The sequence below is a fragment of the Pelagibacterium lacus genome (genome assembly GCF_003345525.1).
Lineage (GTDB): Bacteria > Pseudomonadota > Alphaproteobacteria > Rhizobiales > Devosiaceae > Pelagibacterium > Pelagibacterium lacus.
In genome coordinates this window covers 16,888-33,047 of the sequence record NZ_QQNH01000013.1, presented here as the reverse complement: position 1 = coordinate 33,047, position 16,160 = coordinate 16,888, and the positions used below count along the sequence as shown (strand labels likewise).

General features: G+C 65.7%; 17 protein-coding genes. 10 read left to right on the top strand and 7 right to left on the bottom strand.

Going from position 1 to position 16,160, the window contains the following annotated elements:
* Nucleotides 1-92: 92 nt before the first annotated feature.
* The 4 genes from argE to eutB all read right to left on the bottom strand — a co-directional run bounded on the left by argE (nucleotide 93) and on the right by eutB (nucleotide 4,589).
* Nucleotides 93-1,259 carry an acetylornithine deacetylase gene (gene argE, locus DVH29_RS10285; RefSeq protein ID WP_114646088.1) on the bottom strand — a complete coding sequence of 389 codons (1,167 nt, stop codon included), beginning with the start codon at nucleotides 1,257-1,259 and terminating at the stop codon, nucleotides 93-95.
* A gap of 128 nt (nucleotides 1,260-1,387) precedes the next feature.
* A complete protein-coding gene (locus tag DVH29_RS10280; protein ID WP_114646087.1) occupies nucleotides 1,388-2,572 on the bottom strand; it encodes a M24 family metallopeptidase in 1,185 nt (394 codons plus the stop codon).
* A gap of 32 nt (nucleotides 2,573-2,604) precedes the next feature.
* Nucleotides 2,605-3,597 (bottom strand): ectoine utilization protein EutC, encoded by a 993-nt coding sequence (gene eutC / locus DVH29_RS10275; RefSeq protein ID WP_114646126.1) that lies wholly within the window; start codon nucleotides 3,595-3,597, stop codon nucleotides 2,605-2,607.
* A complete protein-coding gene (gene eutB / locus DVH29_RS10270) occupies nucleotides 3,597-4,589 on the bottom strand; it encodes a hydroxyectoine utilization dehydratase EutB (RefSeq protein WP_114646086.1) in 993 nt (330 codons plus the stop codon). Before eutB ends, eutC begins: the two co-directional genes overlap by 1 nt.
* Before the next feature lie 399 nt (nucleotides 4,590-4,988).
* On the opposite strand from eutB, the gene ehuB reads away from it, so the two are divergent.
* The 10 genes from ehuB (at nucleotide 4,989) to DVH29_RS10220 (ending at nucleotide 12,949) form a co-directional block, all read left to right on the top strand.
* Nucleotides 4,989-5,864, top strand: a complete 876-nt coding sequence (gene ehuB, locus DVH29_RS10265) for an ectoine/hydroxyectoine ABC transporter substrate-binding protein EhuB (protein ID WP_114646085.1) — start codon at nucleotides 4,989-4,991, stop codon at nucleotides 5,862-5,864.
* A gap of 97 nt (nucleotides 5,865-5,961) precedes the next feature.
* Nucleotides 5,962-6,633: an ectoine/hydroxyectoine ABC transporter permease subunit EhuC gene (gene ehuC, locus DVH29_RS10260; RefSeq protein ID WP_114646084.1), complete on the top strand. Its 672-nt coding sequence runs from the start codon at nucleotides 5,962-5,964 to the stop codon at nucleotides 6,631-6,633.
* A gap of 3 nt (nucleotides 6,634-6,636) precedes the next feature.
* The gene (ehuD, locus tag DVH29_RS10255; protein WP_114646083.1) at nucleotides 6,637-7,329 is read left to right on the top strand and encodes an ectoine/hydroxyectoine ABC transporter permease subunit EhuD; all 693 of its coding nucleotides are present in this window, start codon (nucleotides 6,637-6,639) and stop codon (nucleotides 7,327-7,329) included.
* Complete coding sequence (gene ehuA, locus DVH29_RS10250) at nucleotides 7,326-8,117, top strand: ectoine/hydroxyectoine ABC transporter ATP-binding protein EhuA (protein WP_114646082.1); 792 nt, start codon at nucleotides 7,326-7,328, stop codon at nucleotides 8,115-8,117. The genes ehuD and ehuA overlap by 4 nt, the downstream gene beginning before the upstream one ends.
* A gap of 121 nt (nucleotides 8,118-8,238) precedes the next feature.
* A complete protein-coding gene (locus DVH29_RS10245; protein ID WP_114646125.1) occupies nucleotides 8,239-8,763 on the top strand; it encodes an Lrp/AsnC family transcriptional regulator in 525 nt (174 codons plus the stop codon).
* A gap of 64 nt (nucleotides 8,764-8,827) precedes the next feature.
* Nucleotides 8,828-9,109 (top strand): type II toxin-antitoxin system ParD family antitoxin, encoded by a 282-nt coding sequence (locus DVH29_RS10240; RefSeq protein ID WP_114646081.1) that lies wholly within the window; start codon nucleotides 8,828-8,830, stop codon nucleotides 9,107-9,109.
* A complete protein-coding gene (locus DVH29_RS10235) occupies nucleotides 9,106-9,417 on the top strand; it encodes a type II toxin-antitoxin system RelE/ParE family toxin (protein WP_114646080.1) in 312 nt (103 codons plus the stop codon). Before DVH29_RS10240 ends, DVH29_RS10235 begins: the two co-directional genes overlap by 4 nt.
* Nucleotides 9,418-9,555: 138 nt before the next feature.
* Nucleotides 9,556-11,046 carry an NAD-dependent succinate-semialdehyde dehydrogenase gene (locus DVH29_RS10230; protein WP_199562570.1) on the top strand — a complete coding sequence of 497 codons (1,491 nt, stop codon included), beginning with the start codon at nucleotides 9,556-9,558 and terminating at the stop codon, nucleotides 11,044-11,046.
* A gap of 105 nt (nucleotides 11,047-11,151) precedes the next feature.
* Nucleotides 11,152-12,522, top strand: coding sequence for an aspartate aminotransferase family protein (locus DVH29_RS10225; protein WP_114646078.1), 1,371 nt, complete (start codon nucleotides 11,152-11,154; stop codon nucleotides 12,520-12,522).
* Nucleotides 12,523-12,739: 217 nt separating this feature from the next.
* Nucleotides 12,740-12,949, top strand: coding sequence for a cold-shock protein (locus DVH29_RS10220; RefSeq protein ID WP_114646077.1), 210 nt, complete (start codon nucleotides 12,740-12,742; stop codon nucleotides 12,947-12,949).
* A gap of 156 nt (nucleotides 12,950-13,105) precedes the next feature.
* On the opposite strand, the gene pcaF is transcribed toward DVH29_RS10220, so the two are convergent.
* From pcaF to DVH29_RS10205, 3 genes are read right to left on the bottom strand one after another with little or no spacing between them, the layout of a single operon-like run.
* On the bottom strand, nucleotides 13,106-14,311 hold the full coding sequence (gene pcaF, locus DVH29_RS10215) for a 3-oxoadipyl-CoA thiolase (protein ID WP_114646124.1): 1,206 nt from the start codon (nucleotides 14,309-14,311) through the stop codon (nucleotides 13,106-13,108).
* Nucleotides 14,311-15,090, bottom strand: coding sequence for a CoA-transferase subunit beta (locus tag DVH29_RS10210; RefSeq protein ID WP_114646076.1), 780 nt, complete (start codon nucleotides 15,088-15,090; stop codon nucleotides 14,311-14,313). Before DVH29_RS10210 ends, pcaF begins: the two co-directional genes overlap by 1 nt.
* Before the next feature lie 2 nt (nucleotides 15,091-15,092).
* The gene (locus DVH29_RS10205; protein ID WP_114646075.1) at nucleotides 15,093-15,938 is read right to left on the bottom strand and encodes a CoA transferase subunit A; all 846 of its coding nucleotides are present in this window, start codon (nucleotides 15,936-15,938) and stop codon (nucleotides 15,093-15,095) included.
* Nucleotides 15,939-16,160: the final 222 nt, after the last annotated feature.

The window sequence follows — 16,160 nt, the reverse complement described above, 5'->3', positions numbered from 1 at the left end:
CTCCCCTGGTGGGAGAAGGTGGATCGCCCGCAGGGCGAGACGGATGAGGGGGGCGCTGAGCTGCGGCAGACACACCCGCCGCCTCCATCCCCCTACCGCTCCCGCTCCAGCCCCTCGATCATCTCCAGGCACGCGCTGAGCTGGTCGAGCTCCACGAATTCATCGGGCTTGTGCGCCTGTTCGATCGAGCCGGGCCCGCACACCACGGTGTCGATGCCCATCTCCTGGAACAGCCCGGCCTCGGTGGAAAATGCCACGCATTCGGCCGGCTCGTCATTGCCGGTCAGCGCCCGCACCAGCTCCACCGCCTCGGAACGCGACATGGGCTCCAGCCCGGCCACCTCGCCGATGGTCTCGGTGATGATCGTGGCGTCGGGATAGACATTCTGCATCCTTGGCAGCAGCACTGTCTCCACATAATCGGCGATCTGCTCCTGGGTGAAAGTGAAATCGGCGGCGTTCACCGGGCGCAATTCCCATTCCACCGCGCAGGAGCCGGCGATGATGTTGCGGGCGATTCCCCCTGCCATCCTGCCGATCTGGATGGTCGACCAGGGCGGGTCGAACCGGCTGCCCTCCGGCGCCCGGCCGCGCAATTGCTCGCCCAGTTCGAGCAGCCGCGTCACGTAGTGCACCGCGTATTCCACCGCGTTCACCCCCCGGTCGGGCATCGAGCCATGCCCCTCCAGCCCGTGGAAATGGGTGGTGTATTCGCAGCAGCCCTTATTGCCCTCGATGATCTTCATCAGCGTCGGCTCGCCCACGATGCACAGGGCCGGCTTGCGTCCGGCCGCCTTGAGGTCCTTGAGCATCACCTGCGCGCCCAGGCACCCCACCTCCTCGTCATAGGAAAAGGCCAGATGGATGGGCCGCCTGAGCCCCAGTTCCTGGAAATAGGGGGCGAAGGCCAGCGTCGCGGCGATGAAGCCCTTCATGTCGCATGCCCCGCGCCCATAGATGCGCCGGTTGCGCAGCGTGGCGGTGAACGGGTCCGAGCTCCAGTCCTGCCCCTCCACCGGCACCACATCGGTATGCCCCGACAGGATGATCCCTCCATCGGCGTCCGGAGGGCCGAGGGTGGCGAACAGATTGGCCTTGTTGCCCGTCTCGTTGAGGGTGAGGGTGGTGCGGGCGCGGATTCTGTCCAGCCGATGGTTGATATAGGCGATCATCTCGAGATTGCTCTCGGACGAGACCGAGGCAAAGCCGATCAGGTCCGCGAGGATTTCCAGCGTCTCGCCAAGCAGTCTGTGCGCCAATTGTCATCTCCCTGGGCTTCCCTTCTGCCCTGGTGGGAGAAGGTGGATCGGACCGCGAGGTCCGAGACGGATGAGGGGGGCGCCGCGCCGGAGTTGGCCACAGCACCGGCCCCGCCCCCCAGCACCCCTTATTCCTTCACACACAATTCCCGCGGCACGTTGGCGAGGCATTCGGGCCCACCCTCGTCGGTGATCCGCATGGTCTCGGTGATCTCCAGCCCCCATTCCGGCGTCCAGATGGCCGGCATGAAGTGGAACACCATGTTGGCGCGCAGCACCGAGCGGTCGCCGGGGCGGATGCTCATGGTGTGCTCGCCCCAGTCGGGGGGATAGGAGAGCCCCACCGAATAACCGGCCCGCGAGGTCTTCTCGACCCCATATTTGCGCAGCACGCCGAAAAACGCTTCGGCGATCTCCCCGCAGGTATTGCCCGGCCGCGCCACCGCCATCCCGGCCTCCAGCCCTTCGAGCACCGCGTCCTGGGCGTTGAGCATCTCCTTGGGCGGCGTGCCGAGAAACACCGTGCGCGAGGAGGGGCAGTGATAGCGCTTGTAGCATCCGGCGATCTCGAAGAACGTGCCCTCGCCCTTGACCAGCTCGCGGTCGTCCCAGGTGAGATGGGCCGCCGCCGCGTCGCGCCCCGATGGGGTCAAGGGCACGATGGCCGAATAGTCCCCGCCATAGCCGTCGGCCCCCATCAGCGCCGCGTGGTAGATCTCGGCCACCAGCTCGTTCTTGCGCAGCCCGGGGCGCGTCACCTCGCGGATGCGCGCATGGGTGGCCTCGACGATGCGCGCCGCCCGCCGCATATATTCGATCTCGGCCTCGGATTTGACCGAGCGCTGCCAGGTGACCACCGAGGTGGCGTCCACCACCGCGACGCCGGCGATTTCCGCCCTGAGCGTTTCGAGGCACGCGGCGGTGAAATAGTAATTGTCCATCTCGACGCCGATGCGTCGCTGGTCCCAGCCCTTGTCCTTGAGCACCCCGCACAGATGCACATAGGCGTGCTTTTCCGGGTTCTGCACGAAATCGTCGGGATAGGAATAGATTGAATCCCCGGCCAGCCAGGTGGTCTTCTCCGCCCCCACCGCGTCCATGGGGCGGCCCCACCACACCGGCTCGTCGGTGAGCGAGACGATCACCGCCTGGTGCACATAGAAGCTCCAGCCGTCATAGCCGGTGATCCAGTGCATGTTGGAGGGGTTGGTGACGATCAGGATGTCGATGCCCTGCGTCTGCATCGACCGGCGGACCGCTTCCAGCCGCTGGTGATATTCGGGCAGGGTGAAGGGCAGGCGGGTATTGACCATGGTGCTTGCTCGCGCTCCAAAAGGACCTGGGATCAGGTCGAAATCCTCGTTCCGGCCCCGGCCGCCTCGGCCCGCTGGCGGGCGAGGGTGGCGATGGCGGTATCCTGCACGCCGGTCCCGGTGAGGTCGGCGAAGGTGATGTCGGTTTCGGTCTGCCGGCCGGGCACCGTGCCGGCGACGATGGCGCCCAGCTCGACGAAGCTCTGTTCCGGCGCCACCAGCCCGGCGGCGATCGCATGGTGCAATTCCCCCAACCGCCGCGTCTGGGCGAGGCTGTCGGCCACATAGAGCTCGGCGCGTGCGACCAGCGCCGGGTCGATCTCGTTCTTGTGCTCAGCATCCGATCCCATGGCGGTGAGGTGCTGGCCCGGCGTCAGCCATTCGCTGAGCACCAGCGGCGCGGTGGAAGGGGTGGTGGTGACGATGATGTCGGCCCCCCGCACCGCCCCCTCCGCGCTGCCCGAAACCAGCGCCGCCAGCTTGAGTTTCTGGGTGGCGTGGCGGGCGAAATCCTCGGCCTTGGCCCGGTCGCGCGCCCAGATGCGCACCGAGGTGATTTTTCGCACGGCCAACAGCGCTTCCAGTTGCAGCCGCGCCTGCATGCCCGCCCCGATGATGGCGGCGGTCGTTGCATCCTTGCGGGCCAGGTGCCGGGCGGCGACGGCGCCGGCGGCGGCGGTGCGCACATCGGTGAGATAGCCATTGTCGAGCAGCAGCGCTTCGAGCAGCCCGGTCCGCGCGCTCAGCACCACCATCAGCCCGTTGGTCGAGGGTAGGCCGATCTTGGGATTGTCGAAAAACCCGGGGCTGACCTTGATGGCGAAGCTCGCGAGCCCGGGGACATAGGCGGTCTTGACGTCCACCTCGCCATTGGCCTCGGCGATGTCGAGCCGCAGGATCGGCGGCATCACCACCTTGCCTCCCGCCAGCGCCCGAAACGCGTCCTCGACGCAGTCGATGGCCGCAAGGTCCAGCGGCACGAGGGTGCGCAACTGGCTTTCGGTCAGAATCTGCACCTCGGTCATCATGCCGTCTCCCCGGCCGGGACATGGGTGCCGGCGATGATCGCCGCATGCACCGCCATGTCGATATTGCGGCCCGAAAGCACCAGCGCCGTTAGGCCCTTGGGAATGAATTTTCCCGCCAGTATAGCCCCGATCCCCACCGCCGCCGCGCCCTCGATCACCTCGCGTTCCGCGCCATAGGCATGGACGATCCCCGCCGCGATCTCGCGCTCGCTGAGGGTGATGGTCTCGTCGACCAGGTCGCGCACCATGGAGAAGGTGTGGCGGTTGGCAAGCCCGATCCCGCCGCCCAGCGAATCCGCCAGCGTTTCGAGCTCGGTCACCTCCACCGGCCGTCCGGCGGCGAGGCAGGCGATCATCGCCGCGCCGCGCTCCATGGAGACCCCGACGATCCGGGTCTGGGGCGACAACGTCTTGACGGCCAGCGCTACCCCGGCGATCAGCCCGCCGCCCGAAAGCGGCACAAGCACCGCCTCGAGCTCGGGCGCTTCCTCGATGATCTCCAGCCCCAGCGTGCCCTGTCCGGCGATCACCTCGCGCCGGTCGAAGGGCGGGATGTCGACGAGCCCATCCTCCGCCGCCAGCCGGTCGACCTCGAGCTGCGCATCGTCCTGGCTGCGCCCCACGATGCGCGTTTCGGCCCCCAGCGCCGCGATGGCCTCGACCTTGTTGGCCGGCACCAGCGCCGACATGCAGACGACCGCCCGCGTTCCCGCGGCGCGGGCCGCCTGGGCCAGCGCGCGGCCGTGATTGCCGGTCGAGGCCGCGACGACGCCCCGCGCCCGCGCGTCCGGGCCAAGGGCCAGCACCGCATTGGTCGCCCCGCGCAGCTTGAAGCTGCCGGTTGTCTGGTGATGTTCGCATTTGAGCAGGATCGGATGCCCGGAGCGCTGCGTGAGGCTCGGGCTCTCGGCGAGGGGCGTGCGCCGGATATGGGCAGCGAGGCGCTGGCGGGCGGCCAGAACGTCTCTCATGGTCACGGCGCTGGCCATCTCCGGCTCCCCCTCACGACGGCAAATCCACCCTTCATGTCGCTGCCGGCTCTATGCGCCGCTTTCGGGCTTCTCCGGCATTGTGCTGGCTCGACTATGCCTCCGCGCATGAGGGGCGGTCCTTCCAATTGCAGGCGGGTTTGCAGATGGTCTTGCTGCTCTCCTCTCCCCATAAAGACGGATCGTCCCTCGACTTGTGGCAAGAAGTTGGCAACCTTGACCGGTGTTTAAACATTGGCTTCTGCCAACGCGTGCGTTCGGCAGTGATGGGAGGGCCTTTGTTCTCGCAGGAGGCGTGAATTGGAAGCCGCCCGTCTTCGGGTGATCTGGGCAACGACCCCGGCTCATCTGTCGGCTTGAGAATTTAGACAGAGATCCATTCAAAGGACAGGAGACGTTATGCGCAACTCAACTTCCCGACCGCTCCGGGCCGTGCTTCTCGCCGGTGCCGCCGCGCTCGGCCTTGCCGGCGCTGCCCAGGCTGCGAGCCTTTCGGAAATCCAGCAGAGCGGCACCATCCGCATCGCCGTCGCCAACGAAATCCCCTATGGCTATGTCGACCCGGTGAGCGGGGAGACCCTGGGCGCCGGCCCGGACGTCGCCAAGCACATCGTCGAGCAGCTCGGCATCGACAATATCGAGTGGGTCACCACCGATTTCTCCTCGCTGATCCCGGGCCTCCAGGCCGACCGTTTCGACATGGTGGCCGCCGAAATGGCCATCATCCCTACCCGCTGCGCCACGGTGATCTATTCCGAGCCCAACACCTCCTATGGCGAGGGGCTTCTGGTCCCCTCCGGCAATCCCAAGGGGGTGTTCTCCTACGAGCAGTTCGCCGAGGATTCGAGCCTGACCGTCGCCATCATGGCCGGCGCCAACCAGCTCGACATGTTCCAGGCCCTGGGGGTCGATGAAGGCCAATTGGTCACCATCTCCTCGAACGCCGACGCCATCTCGACCGTTTCGACCGGCCGCGCCGACGCCTATGCCGCCACCGGTCTCACCGCCAGCGAGCTGGCCGGCCAGAGCAATCAGGTGGAGGTGGCCGAGGGCTTCTCCGATCCGGTGATCGACGGGGTCGAGCAGCGCTCCTGGGGCGGCTTCGTCTTCGCCCAGAACAATGAGGAGCTGCGCGACGCGGTCAACGAGGTGCTGGCCGAATACAAGCAGACCGACGAATGGCTCGCCTCGGTGTCCGGCTACGGCTTTACCGATGCCGACACCTCGCGGTCCTTCGACATGACCACCGCGGATCTGTGCGCGGCGCCCGAGTGACCGCCACAACCGCCTAGAGACTGGCCGGCGGGCTGTTGCGGCCCGCCGGCTTCGGCTCCCGCTTCGCCCTTTTCCAAGCCCGATCGAGACCGACCTCATGGATTGGACGGCCTATCTCAATCCCCTCATGCAGGGGGCCTGGGTCACAATAGAGCTCACGCTATATTCCACCGTGCTCGGCGCGCTGCTCGCGTTCGCGGCCGGCATCGGCAAGACGGCGCACAACCCGCTGATCAAGGCCGTCGCTGTCACCTATATCGAGGTGTTTCGCGGCACTTCGCTGCTGGTGCAACTGTTCTGGCTCTATTTCGCGCTGCCCGTGCTCGGCCAGGCCATCGGGGTCGACCTGCGCCTCCACCCGGTGATGGCCGGCGTGCTCGCCCTCTCGCTCAATATCGGGGCCTATGGCGCCGAAGTGGTGCGCGGCGCCATCGAGGCGGTGTCGCGCGACCAGTACGAGGCGGCCCGCGCCCTCAATTTCACCCCGCGCAAGACGCTGTGGCGCATCGCGCTGCCCCAGGCCATCCCCGAGATGATGCCGCCCTTCGGCAACCTCGCCATCCAGAATTTGAAGGACACCGCGCTGGTCTCCCTGATCAGCCTGTCGGACCTCGCCTTCCGGGCCGAGCAATTGCGCAATTTCACCCAGGATTCCACCACCATCTACACCATGGCGCTGCTGATGTATTTCGGCTTGGCGCTGGTGCTGACGGCCATGATGAAGGTGCTCGAGCGGTTCGTGGGCCGCTGGCGCGCCGGTGCGAGGTAGACCATGCTGTTCGGGATTTCATGGGACACCTCGTCCAACCTCGCCTTCGCCATCTCCATCCTGCCCATCCTGTTGCGCGGGCTGGTGGTGACGCTGCAGGCCACCGTGGTCGGCTTTTTCATCGCCCTCGTCCTCGGCCTGGTCTGGGCGGCGCTGAAGGCCGCCCCGCTCAAGATCATCGCCTGGCCCACCGCGGTCGTCGTCGAATTCCTGCGCGACACCCCGCTCTTGATCCAGCTCTTCTTCCTCTATTACGTGCTGCCCGAATACGGGCTGGTGCTGCCCGCCTTCATGACCGGGGCGCTGGCCCTGGGCCTGCAATATTCCGCCTATACCTCCGAGGTCTACCGCGCCGGCATCGAGGCGGTGGCGCGCGGCCAGCACGAGGCGGCCCGCGCCCTCAATCTCACCGGGGCGCGCACCTTCACCCATATCATCGTGCCCCAGGCCATTCCGCGCATCATCCCGGCCATGGGCAATTACCTCGTCTCCATCATGAAGGACGTGCCGCTGCTCTCGGTGGTGACGGTGCTCGAATTGCTGGGCGTGGCCCAGATCATCGGCGACCGCACCTTCAACTATCTCATTCCGCTCTCGATGGTGGGCGGCATCTACCTCATCACCACCCTTATCGCGGCGGCTGGCGTGCGCTGGCTCGATCGGACCCTGCCCAAGAGAGGAATTCCGCTGAAATGACCGATACCGACGCCGATACGATCATCAAATTCGACAAGGTGGTCAAACGCTTCGACAGCTTTACGGTGATCGACGAGCTCGATTTCGAGGTGAAGCGCGGCGAGAAGGTGACCATTATCGGCCCCTCGGGCTCGGGCAAGTCCACCGTCCTGCGCATCCTCATGACGCTGGAGCCGATTTCCGGCGGCGTGGTCTATGTCGATGGCGACACGCTGTGGCACGAAAAGGGCTCCGACGGGCAATTGCGGCCGGCCAGCGAACGCCATCTGCGCAAGATGCGCGAGAAGATGGGCATGGTGTTCCAGCAGTTCAATCTGTTCCCGCATATGAGCGTGCGCCGCAACCTCACCGAAGCGCCTATCCAGGTGCTGGGCATGCCCAAGGCCGAGGCGCGCCAGCGCGCCGACGAACTGCTTGAAATGGTCGGGCTCACCCAGCACGCCGACAAATATCCCCACCAGCTCTCCGGCGGCCAGCAGCAGCGCGTCGGCATTGCCCGCGCGCTGGCCATGCGCCCCAAGATCATGCTGTTCGACGAGCCCACCTCGGCCCTCGATCCCGAACTGGTCGGCGAGGTGCTCAACGTGATCCGGCGCCTGGCCGAGGAGCACGACCTCACCATGCTCTTGGTCACCCATGAGATGAATTTCGCCCGCCAGATTTCCGACCGCGTCTGCTTTTTCGATCGCGGCAAGGTGCTCGAACAGGGCAAGCCCGAAGACCTCTTCACCAACCCGAAGGAGGAGCGTACCCGCGAATTCCTCAAGGCGGTGCTGGAAGGGAACTGAGCGGGCAACAGGACGGAATTGCCTTCCCCGCCGGAGCCTTCTCCCGTGGGGGCTTTGGTGCTGAAACTTTTTTGCGTTTGAATCTGGACGCTTAGCCCCTTGCGGTTGTACCTTGCGCCTCATGCACAGGCACAGGGCAAAAGGGGGTGGCGCCATTCGCCAGGGCCAGATCAAGCTCGATGACCGGGACCTCAAGATTCTGTCGATCCTCCAGCGCGAGGGGCGGATACCCAAGGCCACGCTCGCCGAACGCGTCAATCTCACCCCCACGCCCTGCTGGGAGCGCCTGAAACGCCTCGAAGACGCCGGCATCATCGAAAGCTATGGGGCCCGCATTTCCCTGCGCGCCTTCGGGCCGCTCACCGTGGTGTTCGTACAGATCGAGCTCGAAAGCCATCAGGCCGAGGATTTCGCCCGCTTCGAGGCCGCCATCGGCGAGATCGACCGCATCGTCGAATGCTGGGCGGTGGGGGGCGGCATCGACTATCTGCTCAAGGTGATCACCCGCGACCTCGAGGACTATCAGCGCCTCATTGACGGCCTGCTCGCCGCTCGCGTCGGGGTGCGGCGCTACTATTCCTACGTGGTCACCGCGCCGGTCAAGGACACCCCCTGGCCGGTGGCGGTCATCGCCGACGCGGGGTAGGGAGGGGCATTTGCCGCCGCTGCCGTCCCATGATAGGATTTAATCCTATCGACAGGAGCAGCAGATGCGAACCACCCGGCAGATGAGCGTGACCCTTCCCAACGAGATGGCGCAACTCGTCAAGGACAAGGTGGCGTCCGGTGAATATGCCAGCGAAAGCGAAGTCATCCGCGACGGCCTGCGAACCCTGGCCGCCCGCGACAAGGCCGTGGAAGCCTGGCTCCGCAACGAGGTCGTCCCGGCCTATGAGGAATACAAGGCCAATCCCGACAGCGTTTTGACCGTCGATCAGGTCAGGGCGATGATTGCCGAGGAATACGAAAATGCGGTGAAGCGCGGGCAATGATGCCGCACGAAATCGTCTTTTCGGCGCAGGCGGGACATCAATTGCGGGCGCTCTCCCGGTATCTGACGTTGGAGGCATCCCCGGTCGTTGCGAAACGCTATCTGACCCGGCTGACCGATTTTTGCCATTCGCTTTCCCGGTTTCCCTCTCGCGGCTTGCCACGGTCCGAGGTTCTGCCGGGTCTCCGCACGATTACCTATGGGCGTAGTGTGACTATCGCCTATCTGATCGACGAAAACACCGTGGTCATCATGGGCATATACACGGGAGGTCAGGACTATTTGTCGGCATTGAGCAAGGATCGGTAGGAGCCCTAACCGCCCTGCCAGAATAACCCTCTCCCCCCACGCCTTCCGCCAGCAGAACCATCCCTCTTACCCACTCACTTTAGCGCCAGCCTCTCCCCGATCCCCGATATGGTCGCTGCATCTCCACCGGAGTTGCCCATGTCCAGCCTGTCCGCCCGCTACGCCCCGTCCGGTCTCGGCTCCCGCCTTGACGATCCGGACCTGTTCTGCCAGTTCGGCCATATCGATGGCCAGCCGGTCGCGGCGCGCTCGGGCGAAACCCTCGCGGTCACCGATCCGGCCACCGGCGCGGAGATCGGCAGCGTCCCCGTCTTCGGCGTCGAGGAGGCCGGAGGGGCGGTCGACAAGGCCGAGGCGGCCTTCCCCCATTGGGCCGGGCTTTTGCCCCAGCAGCGCTCCGCCGTGCTGCGCCGCTGGTATGAGTTGATCGTCGCGGCCCGCGAGGATCTGGCCCGCATCATGACCGCCGAACAGGGCAAGCCGATTTCCGAAGCGCGCGGCGAGATCGATTACGCTGCCTCCTTCGTCGAATTCTTCGCCGAGGAGGCCAAGCGCCCCAATATCGAATCCGTCACCTCGCACCTGCCCGATGCCGAGGTCGAGGTGTGGCGCGAGCCGGCCGGGGTGGCCGCCCTCGTCACCCCGTGGAACTTCCCCGCCGCCATGATCACCCGCAAGGCCGCCGCTGCGCTGGCCGCCGGCTGCACCTGCATCGTGCATCCCTCCTCGGAAACCCCCTTTTCCGCCCTGGCGCTGGCCGTCCTCGCGGCGCGGGCCGGGGTGCCGGCCGGCGCCTTCAACGTGGTGACCGGCCAGGCCGCCGCCATCGTTGGAAACTGGACCGCCGATCCGCGCGTGCGCGTCCTCTCCTTCACCGGCTCCACCGAGATCGGCCGGCTGCTCTATCGCCAGTCCGCCGACACCATCAAGCGGCTGGTCATGGAACTGGGCGGCCACGCGCCCTTCCTCGTCTTCGCCGATGCCGATCTCGATCAGGCGGTGGCCGAGGCCATCAAGGCCAAGTTCGCCACCTCCGGGCAGGACTGCCTCGGCGCCAACCGCTTCTTCATCGAGCGGCGGGTCTATGAGCCCTTCTGCCAGCGCTTCGCCGCCGCCACCGCCGCCCTGACCCTGGGGCCCGGCGACACCGATCCCGATATTGGCCCGCTGATGAACGAAAAGGCCGTCGCCAAGCAGGTCTCCCATGTGGAGGACGCGCTGGCCCGGGGCGCGCGCTGCCTCACCGGCGGCGCGGTGGACGGGCAGGGGCCGTTGTTCTTCCAGCCCACCGTCCTCGTCGATGTCCCCGCCGACGCGCTGATCATGAACGAGGAGACCTTCGGCCCGGTCGCCGCGCTTTGCCCCTTCGAGTCCGAGGAGGAGGCCATCGCCCGCGCCAACGCCACCGAATACGGGTTGATCGCCTATCTGCACACCATGGACCCGCGCCGCATCTACCGCGCCTCGCGCCAGCTCCAGTTCGGCATGGTGGCGGTCAACCGCACCAAGGTCACCGGCGCCCCCATTCCGTTTGGCGGCACCAAGCAGTCCGGCCTCGGCCGCGAGGGCGCAAGGCTCGGCATGGAGGAGTTCACCGAAGTCAAATATGTCTGCCGCGACTGGGCCTAGAGCGTTTCCAGGAAAAGTGGAACCGGTTTTCCGGTTCGGAAACGCGATAAAATAAAGCTCTAGCCCACGCATCGAAATCAGCGAATGAAAACAAGGACCGCCACCATGCTCACCAACGATCAGCTCGACCGCTGGGACCGGGAGAACTTCTTCCACCCCTCCACCCATCTGGCCCAGCACGCCCGCGGCGAAAGCCCCAACCGCATCGTCAGGACCGCGTCGGGCGTCTATATCGAGGATCGTGACGGCAACCGCCTGCTCGATGCCTTTGCCGGGCTCTATTGCGTCAATGTCGGCTATGGCCGCCCCGAGATCGCCGAGGCCATCGCCGATCAGGCGCGGGAACTGGCCTATTACCACGCCTATGTCGGCCACGGCACCGAGGCCTCGATCACCCTGGCCAAGATGGTGCTCGACCGCGCCCCGAAGACCATGAGCAAGGTCTATTTCGGCCTTGGCGGGTCCGACGCCAACGAGACCAACATCAAGCTCATCTGGTACTACAACAACATTCTCGGCCGCCCGGAGAAAAAGAAGATCATCTCGCGCTGGCGCGGCTATCACGGCTCGGGGCTGATGACCGGCTCGCTCACCGGGCTCGCCGCCTTCCACAACAAGTTCGACCTGCCCCTCTCCCAGGTCATTCACACCGAGGCGCCCTATTATTACCGCCGCCCGGACAAGGCCATGAGCGAGGCCGAATTCACCCGCCATTGCGTCGCCGAGCTCGAAGCGCTGATCGCCCGCGAGGGGGCCGACACCATCGCCGCCTTCATCGGCGAGCCGGTTCTGGGCACCGGCGGCATCGTGCCGCCCCCCGAGGGCTATTGGCCGGCCATCCAGGCCGTGCTCGACCGCCACGACATCCTCCTCGTCGCTGACGAGGTGGTCACCGGTTTCGGGCGGCTGGGCACCATGATGGGCTCGGACCATTACGGCATGCGCCCCGACCTCATCACCATCGCCAAGGGGTTGACCTCGGCCTATGCGCCGCTCTCGGGCTCCATCGTTGGGGAAAAGATGTGGGCGGTGCTCGAACGCGGCACCGACGAGAACGGCCCCATCGGCCATGGCTGGACCTATTCCGCCCACCCCATCGGCGCGGCGGCCGGGGTCGCCAATCTCAAGCTCATCGATAGTCTCGGCCTTGTCGAGAACGCCGGCACGGTCGGCGCCTATCTCAACGCCCGCATGCAGGACGCCCTGGGCGGGCACCCCCATGTAGGCGAGGTGCGCGGCGAGGGCATGCTGTGCGCGGTGGAGCTGGTCAGGGACCGCGACACCACCACCTTCTTCGACGCCAGTGAAAAGACCGCCCCGCGCGTCGTGGCCGAAATGCTCAAATCCGGCGTCATCGCCCGCGCCATGCCCCAGGGCGACATCATCGGCTTCGCGCCCCCGCTCTGCCTCACCCGCGAGGAGGCCGATATCGTGGTGGACAAGACCGTGGCTGCGGTGAAGGCCGTCCTGGGCTGAGCCGGAATCGCACGCACCCTGCTTGCAGGGCCTTGTTTTGAACGCATTGGCCCTGTAAGAAAGACGGACACGTTCTGATGCTTTGGCTACCTGATCTTCCGGCTCTGCCGGTCACTTGGATATCCTGAACTGCAAGACGTTGAGGTCCGCGTGCTGTGCGGGCCGGCTCGTGCGCATATCGTTCGCGGGCATTTCGCCATACCAAAGGATCTTTGTGATGATCACCGGCAAAGTCAAATTCTTCAACACCACCAAGGGCTTCGGCTTCATTCAGCCCGACCAGGGCGGCCAGGATGCCTTCGTGCACATCTCCGCCGTCGAGCGTTCGGGCCTGTCGACCCTGACCGAAGGCCAGGCGGTGTCCTACGAGCTGGAAAAGGGCCGTGACGGCCGCGCTTCCGCCGTCAACCTTCAGGTTGCTGAGTAAGCCTCGGAGCGTTTCCAGGATAAGCGGGTACCGCTTATCCGGTTCGGAAACGCGACCAGAAAGGGCTTCGGAGCGCTCCCAGTCCAACTGGATGCCTCGCTATTGAATTTGAAAAGGCCGCCCGAGGGCGGCCTTTTTGCATTGGAAGGCAGAGAGTCAGGCTCGCTCCAGCACCGCCGCGATACCCTGGCCGACGCCGATGCACATGGTGACCAGCGCGCGGCTTTTGCCCGACAGCGCCATTTCCAGCGCCGCCGTGCCGGCGATGCGCGCCCCGCTCATGCCCAGCGGATGCCCCAGGGCGATCGCCCCGCCATTGGGGTTGACGAAATCGGCGTCCTCGGCGATCCCGAGGCCCCGCAGCACGGCGATCCCCTGGCTGGCAAAGGCCTCGTTGAGCTCGACGAGGTCGAAATCCCCCGCCGTCAGCCCCAGCCGGGCCATCAGCTTCTGGCTGGCGGGCAGGGGGCCCATGCCCATCACCCGGGGGGCGACCCCCGCCGTGGCGCCGCCCACCACCCGGGCCAGCGGCGTCAGCCCATATTGCCTTACCGCCGCCTCCGAGGCGACGATCAGCGCCGCCGCGCCGTCATTGACCCCCGAGGCATTGCCGGCCGTCACCGTGCCGCCATCCTTCTTGAACGGCGTCGGCAATTTGGCCAATTGCTCGAGGCTGGTCTGGCGCGGATGCTCGTCGGTATCGACCACCACCGGATCGCCCTTGCGTTGAGGAATGCTCACCGCGACGATTTCCCTGGCCAGCCGTCCATTGGCCTGCGCCGCCGCCGCCTTTTGCTGGCTGCGCAGCGCGAAGGCGTCCTGGTCGGCGCGGGAAATGTCATAATCGGCGGCGACGTTCTCCCCGGTCTCGGGCATGGAATCCACCCCGTATTGCGCCTTCAGCGCCGGGTTGACGAAGCGCCAGCCGATGGTGGTGTCATAAATTTCCGCCTGGCGCGAAAACGCCGTTTCCGCCTTGGGCATGACGAAGGGCGCTCGGCTCATCGATTCCGTGCCCCCGGCGATCATCAGGTCCGCCTCGCCCGCCTTGATGGCCCGCGCCGCGACCAGCAGCGCATCGAGCCCCGAGCCGCACAGCCGGTTGATCGTCGTGCCGGTCACCGAAACCGGCAGCCCGGCCAGCAACAGGCTCATGCGCGCCACATTGCGGTTGTCCTCGCCCGCCTGGTTGGCATTGCCGAACACCACGTCGCCGACCGCCTCGAAATCCACCCTGGGATTGCGCTCCACCAGCGCCTTGAGCACCAGCGCGCCGAGGTCGTCGGGCCGCACCTTGGCGAGCGCGCCCCCGAACCGCCCGATGGGCGTGCGGATATAGTCGCAGATATAAGCCTCGGTCATCATGCCGCCTTTCCGCCTTCATGCGCCCGCTTGGTGCGCTCGTTGAGATCGCGCAGGGTTTTCAGTTCCAGTTCGGTCGGGGCCGGGGTTTCCTCCAGCGTATCGGCGAATTTCACCGTCCAGCCGCAGGTCTCCTGCACCATTTCCCGCGTCACGCCCTGGTGCAGCGATACCACGGTGAATTCCTTGGTCACCGGATCGGGCTTCCAGATGGCGAGGTCGGTGATCAACAGGGTCGGCCCCTTGGTGGTGATCCCCAGCCGCTGGCGATGGTCGCCACCCTCTCCATGGCCGAACGAGGTGAAGAAGTCGATCTTTTCCACCATGGAGCGGGTCGCCTGCTTGAGGGTGATATAGATCTCCCCGCAGGAGGTGGCGATTTCCGGCGCCCCGCCGCCGCCCGGCAGGCGCACCTTGGGCTTGTGGTAATCCCCGATCACCGTGGTGTTGATATTGCCGAACCTGTCGATCTGCGCGGCGCCCAGGAACCCGATGGAAATCCGCCCGCCCTGCAGCCAGTAGCGGAACATTTCCGGCACCGCGACGGTCGAGACCGCCGTCTCGCACAATTCCCCGTCCCCGATCGAGAGCGGCAGCACGTCCGGCGCCGTGCCGATGGTGCCGCTCTCATAGATCAGCGTGATGTCGGGGGCGTGGGTCAGCCGCGCCACATTGCACGCCGCCGAAGGCGCGCCGATGCCCACGAAGCACACATCCTTCGAGCTCAGCGCCCGCGAGGCGGCGATGGTCATCATTTCATTGGGGGTAAAATCGCTCATCGTCACAGCCCCTTGATCCGCTCGGCGAACACCTCGGGGGTCGCCTTGAGCACATTGTCGTCCATCCATTTGGCGAACAGGTCGCGATCGGCCGAAATCTCGTTCCATTCGAGATAGGCGGCGTTGTCGCGGGCGTAATAGCCATGGGTATAGGAGGGATGCGCGCCGCCCTTGACCACCGACACCGCCGTCACCGTCCAATGGGGCAGGATGGTGAGGTTGGGGTGCAGCCCCTTGAAGTCGGGGACGATCTCCTCGACCGTCACCACCACCTTTTTCGCCGCCAGGGCCACTTCCTTCTGCACGCCGACAATGCCCTCGATCAGCACGTCGCCCTTCTCGCTGGCCTTCTGGGCGTGGATGAAGGCGACATCGGGCCGATGGGCCGGCACCGTGGCCAGTTCCTCGCCCGTATAGGGGCAGGTGATCGACTTGATATCGGGATTGACCTTGGGCAGGTCGGCGCCCTTATAGCCGCGGAACACCGCGCAGGGCAGCCCCGCCGCCCCCGCCGCATAGGCATTGGCCATGGCCGCGTGCGAGTGCTCGACGGTTTCGATGGCGCGCGGATAGCCGTTCTCGATGGCATCGCGCATGCGGCGTAGCAGCCCCACGCCGGGATTGCCCGCATACGAGAAGATCACCTTCTTGGCCAGCCCCATGCCGATCATCTGGTCGTAGATGATGTCGGGGGTCATGCGGATCAGCGTCAGGTCCTTGATGCCCTGCCGGATCACCTCATGTCCCGCCGCATGCGGGATAAGATGGGTAAACCCCTCGAACGCGACCGTATCGCCATCCTTGAGATTCTCCCGCACCGCCCTCTCGAGCGGTATCACCTTGCTCATCTTTCGCTTTCCCCTGGGTATATAACTGTTCCCATGCTATCATCCCCCATAGCCAGCGGTAAAATGAGGATTTCGGGATGTTGTATAACCAATAGGAATGCACTGCCGCCCCACCCCTCCCTTCTCCCCTCGTGGGAGAAGGTGGCCGCGAAGCGGTCGGATGAGGGGGCTGCTGAGGTGGCGACGGCCCACAAACGCCACCGATTGCTTCCGTCCCCTTTC

Bases quoted from the DNA above. Each gene is read 5' to 3' on its own strand.
- DVH29_RS10280 (WP_114646087.1), bottom strand. From the start codon at position 2,572: ATGGTCAATACCCGCCTGCCCTTCACCCTGCCCGAATATCACCAGCGG.
- eutC (WP_114646126.1), bottom strand. From the start codon at position 3,597: ATGACCGAGGTGCAGATTCTGACCGAAAGCCAGTTGCGCACCCTCGTG.
- eutB (WP_114646086.1), bottom strand. From the start codon at position 4,589: ATGGCCAGCGCCGTGACCATGAGAGACGTTCTGGCCGCCCGCCAGCGC.
- ehuB (WP_114646085.1), top strand. From the start codon at position 4,989: ATGCGCAACTCAACTTCCCGACCGCTCCGGGCCGTGCTTCTCGCCGGT.
- ehuC (WP_114646084.1), top strand. From the start codon at position 5,962: ATGGATTGGACGGCCTATCTCAATCCCCTCATGCAGGGGGCCTGGGTC.
- ehuD (WP_114646083.1), top strand. From the start codon at position 6,637: ATGCTGTTCGGGATTTCATGGGACACCTCGTCCAACCTCGCCTTCGCC.
- ehuA (WP_114646082.1), top strand. From the start codon at position 7,326: ATGACCGATACCGACGCCGATACGATCATCAAATTCGACAAGGTGGTC.
- DVH29_RS10245 (WP_114646125.1), top strand. From the start codon at position 8,239: ATGCACAGGCACAGGGCAAAAGGGGGTGGCGCCATTCGCCAGGGCCAG.
- DVH29_RS10240 (WP_114646081.1), top strand. From the start codon at position 8,828: ATGCGAACCACCCGGCAGATGAGCGTGACCCTTCCCAACGAGATGGCG.
- DVH29_RS10235 (WP_114646080.1), top strand. From the start codon at position 9,106: ATGATGCCGCACGAAATCGTCTTTTCGGCGCAGGCGGGACATCAATTG.
- DVH29_RS10230 (WP_199562570.1), top strand. From the start codon at position 9,556: ATGTCCAGCCTGTCCGCCCGCTACGCCCCGTCCGGTCTCGGCTCCCGC.
- DVH29_RS10225 (WP_114646078.1), top strand. From the start codon at position 11,152: ATGCTCACCAACGATCAGCTCGACCGCTGGGACCGGGAGAACTTCTTC.
- DVH29_RS10220 (WP_114646077.1), top strand. From the start codon at position 12,740: ATGATCACCGGCAAAGTCAAATTCTTCAACACCACCAAGGGCTTCGGC.
- pcaF (WP_114646124.1), bottom strand. From the start codon at position 14,311: ATGACCGAGGCTTATATCTGCGACTATATCCGCACGCCCATCGGGCGG.
- DVH29_RS10210 (WP_114646076.1), bottom strand. From the start codon at position 15,090: ATGAGCGATTTTACCCCCAATGAAATGATGACCATCGCCGCCTCGCGG.
- DVH29_RS10205 (WP_114646075.1), bottom strand. From the start codon at position 15,938: ATGAGCAAGGTGATACCGCTCGAGAGGGCGGTGCGGGAGAATCTCAAG.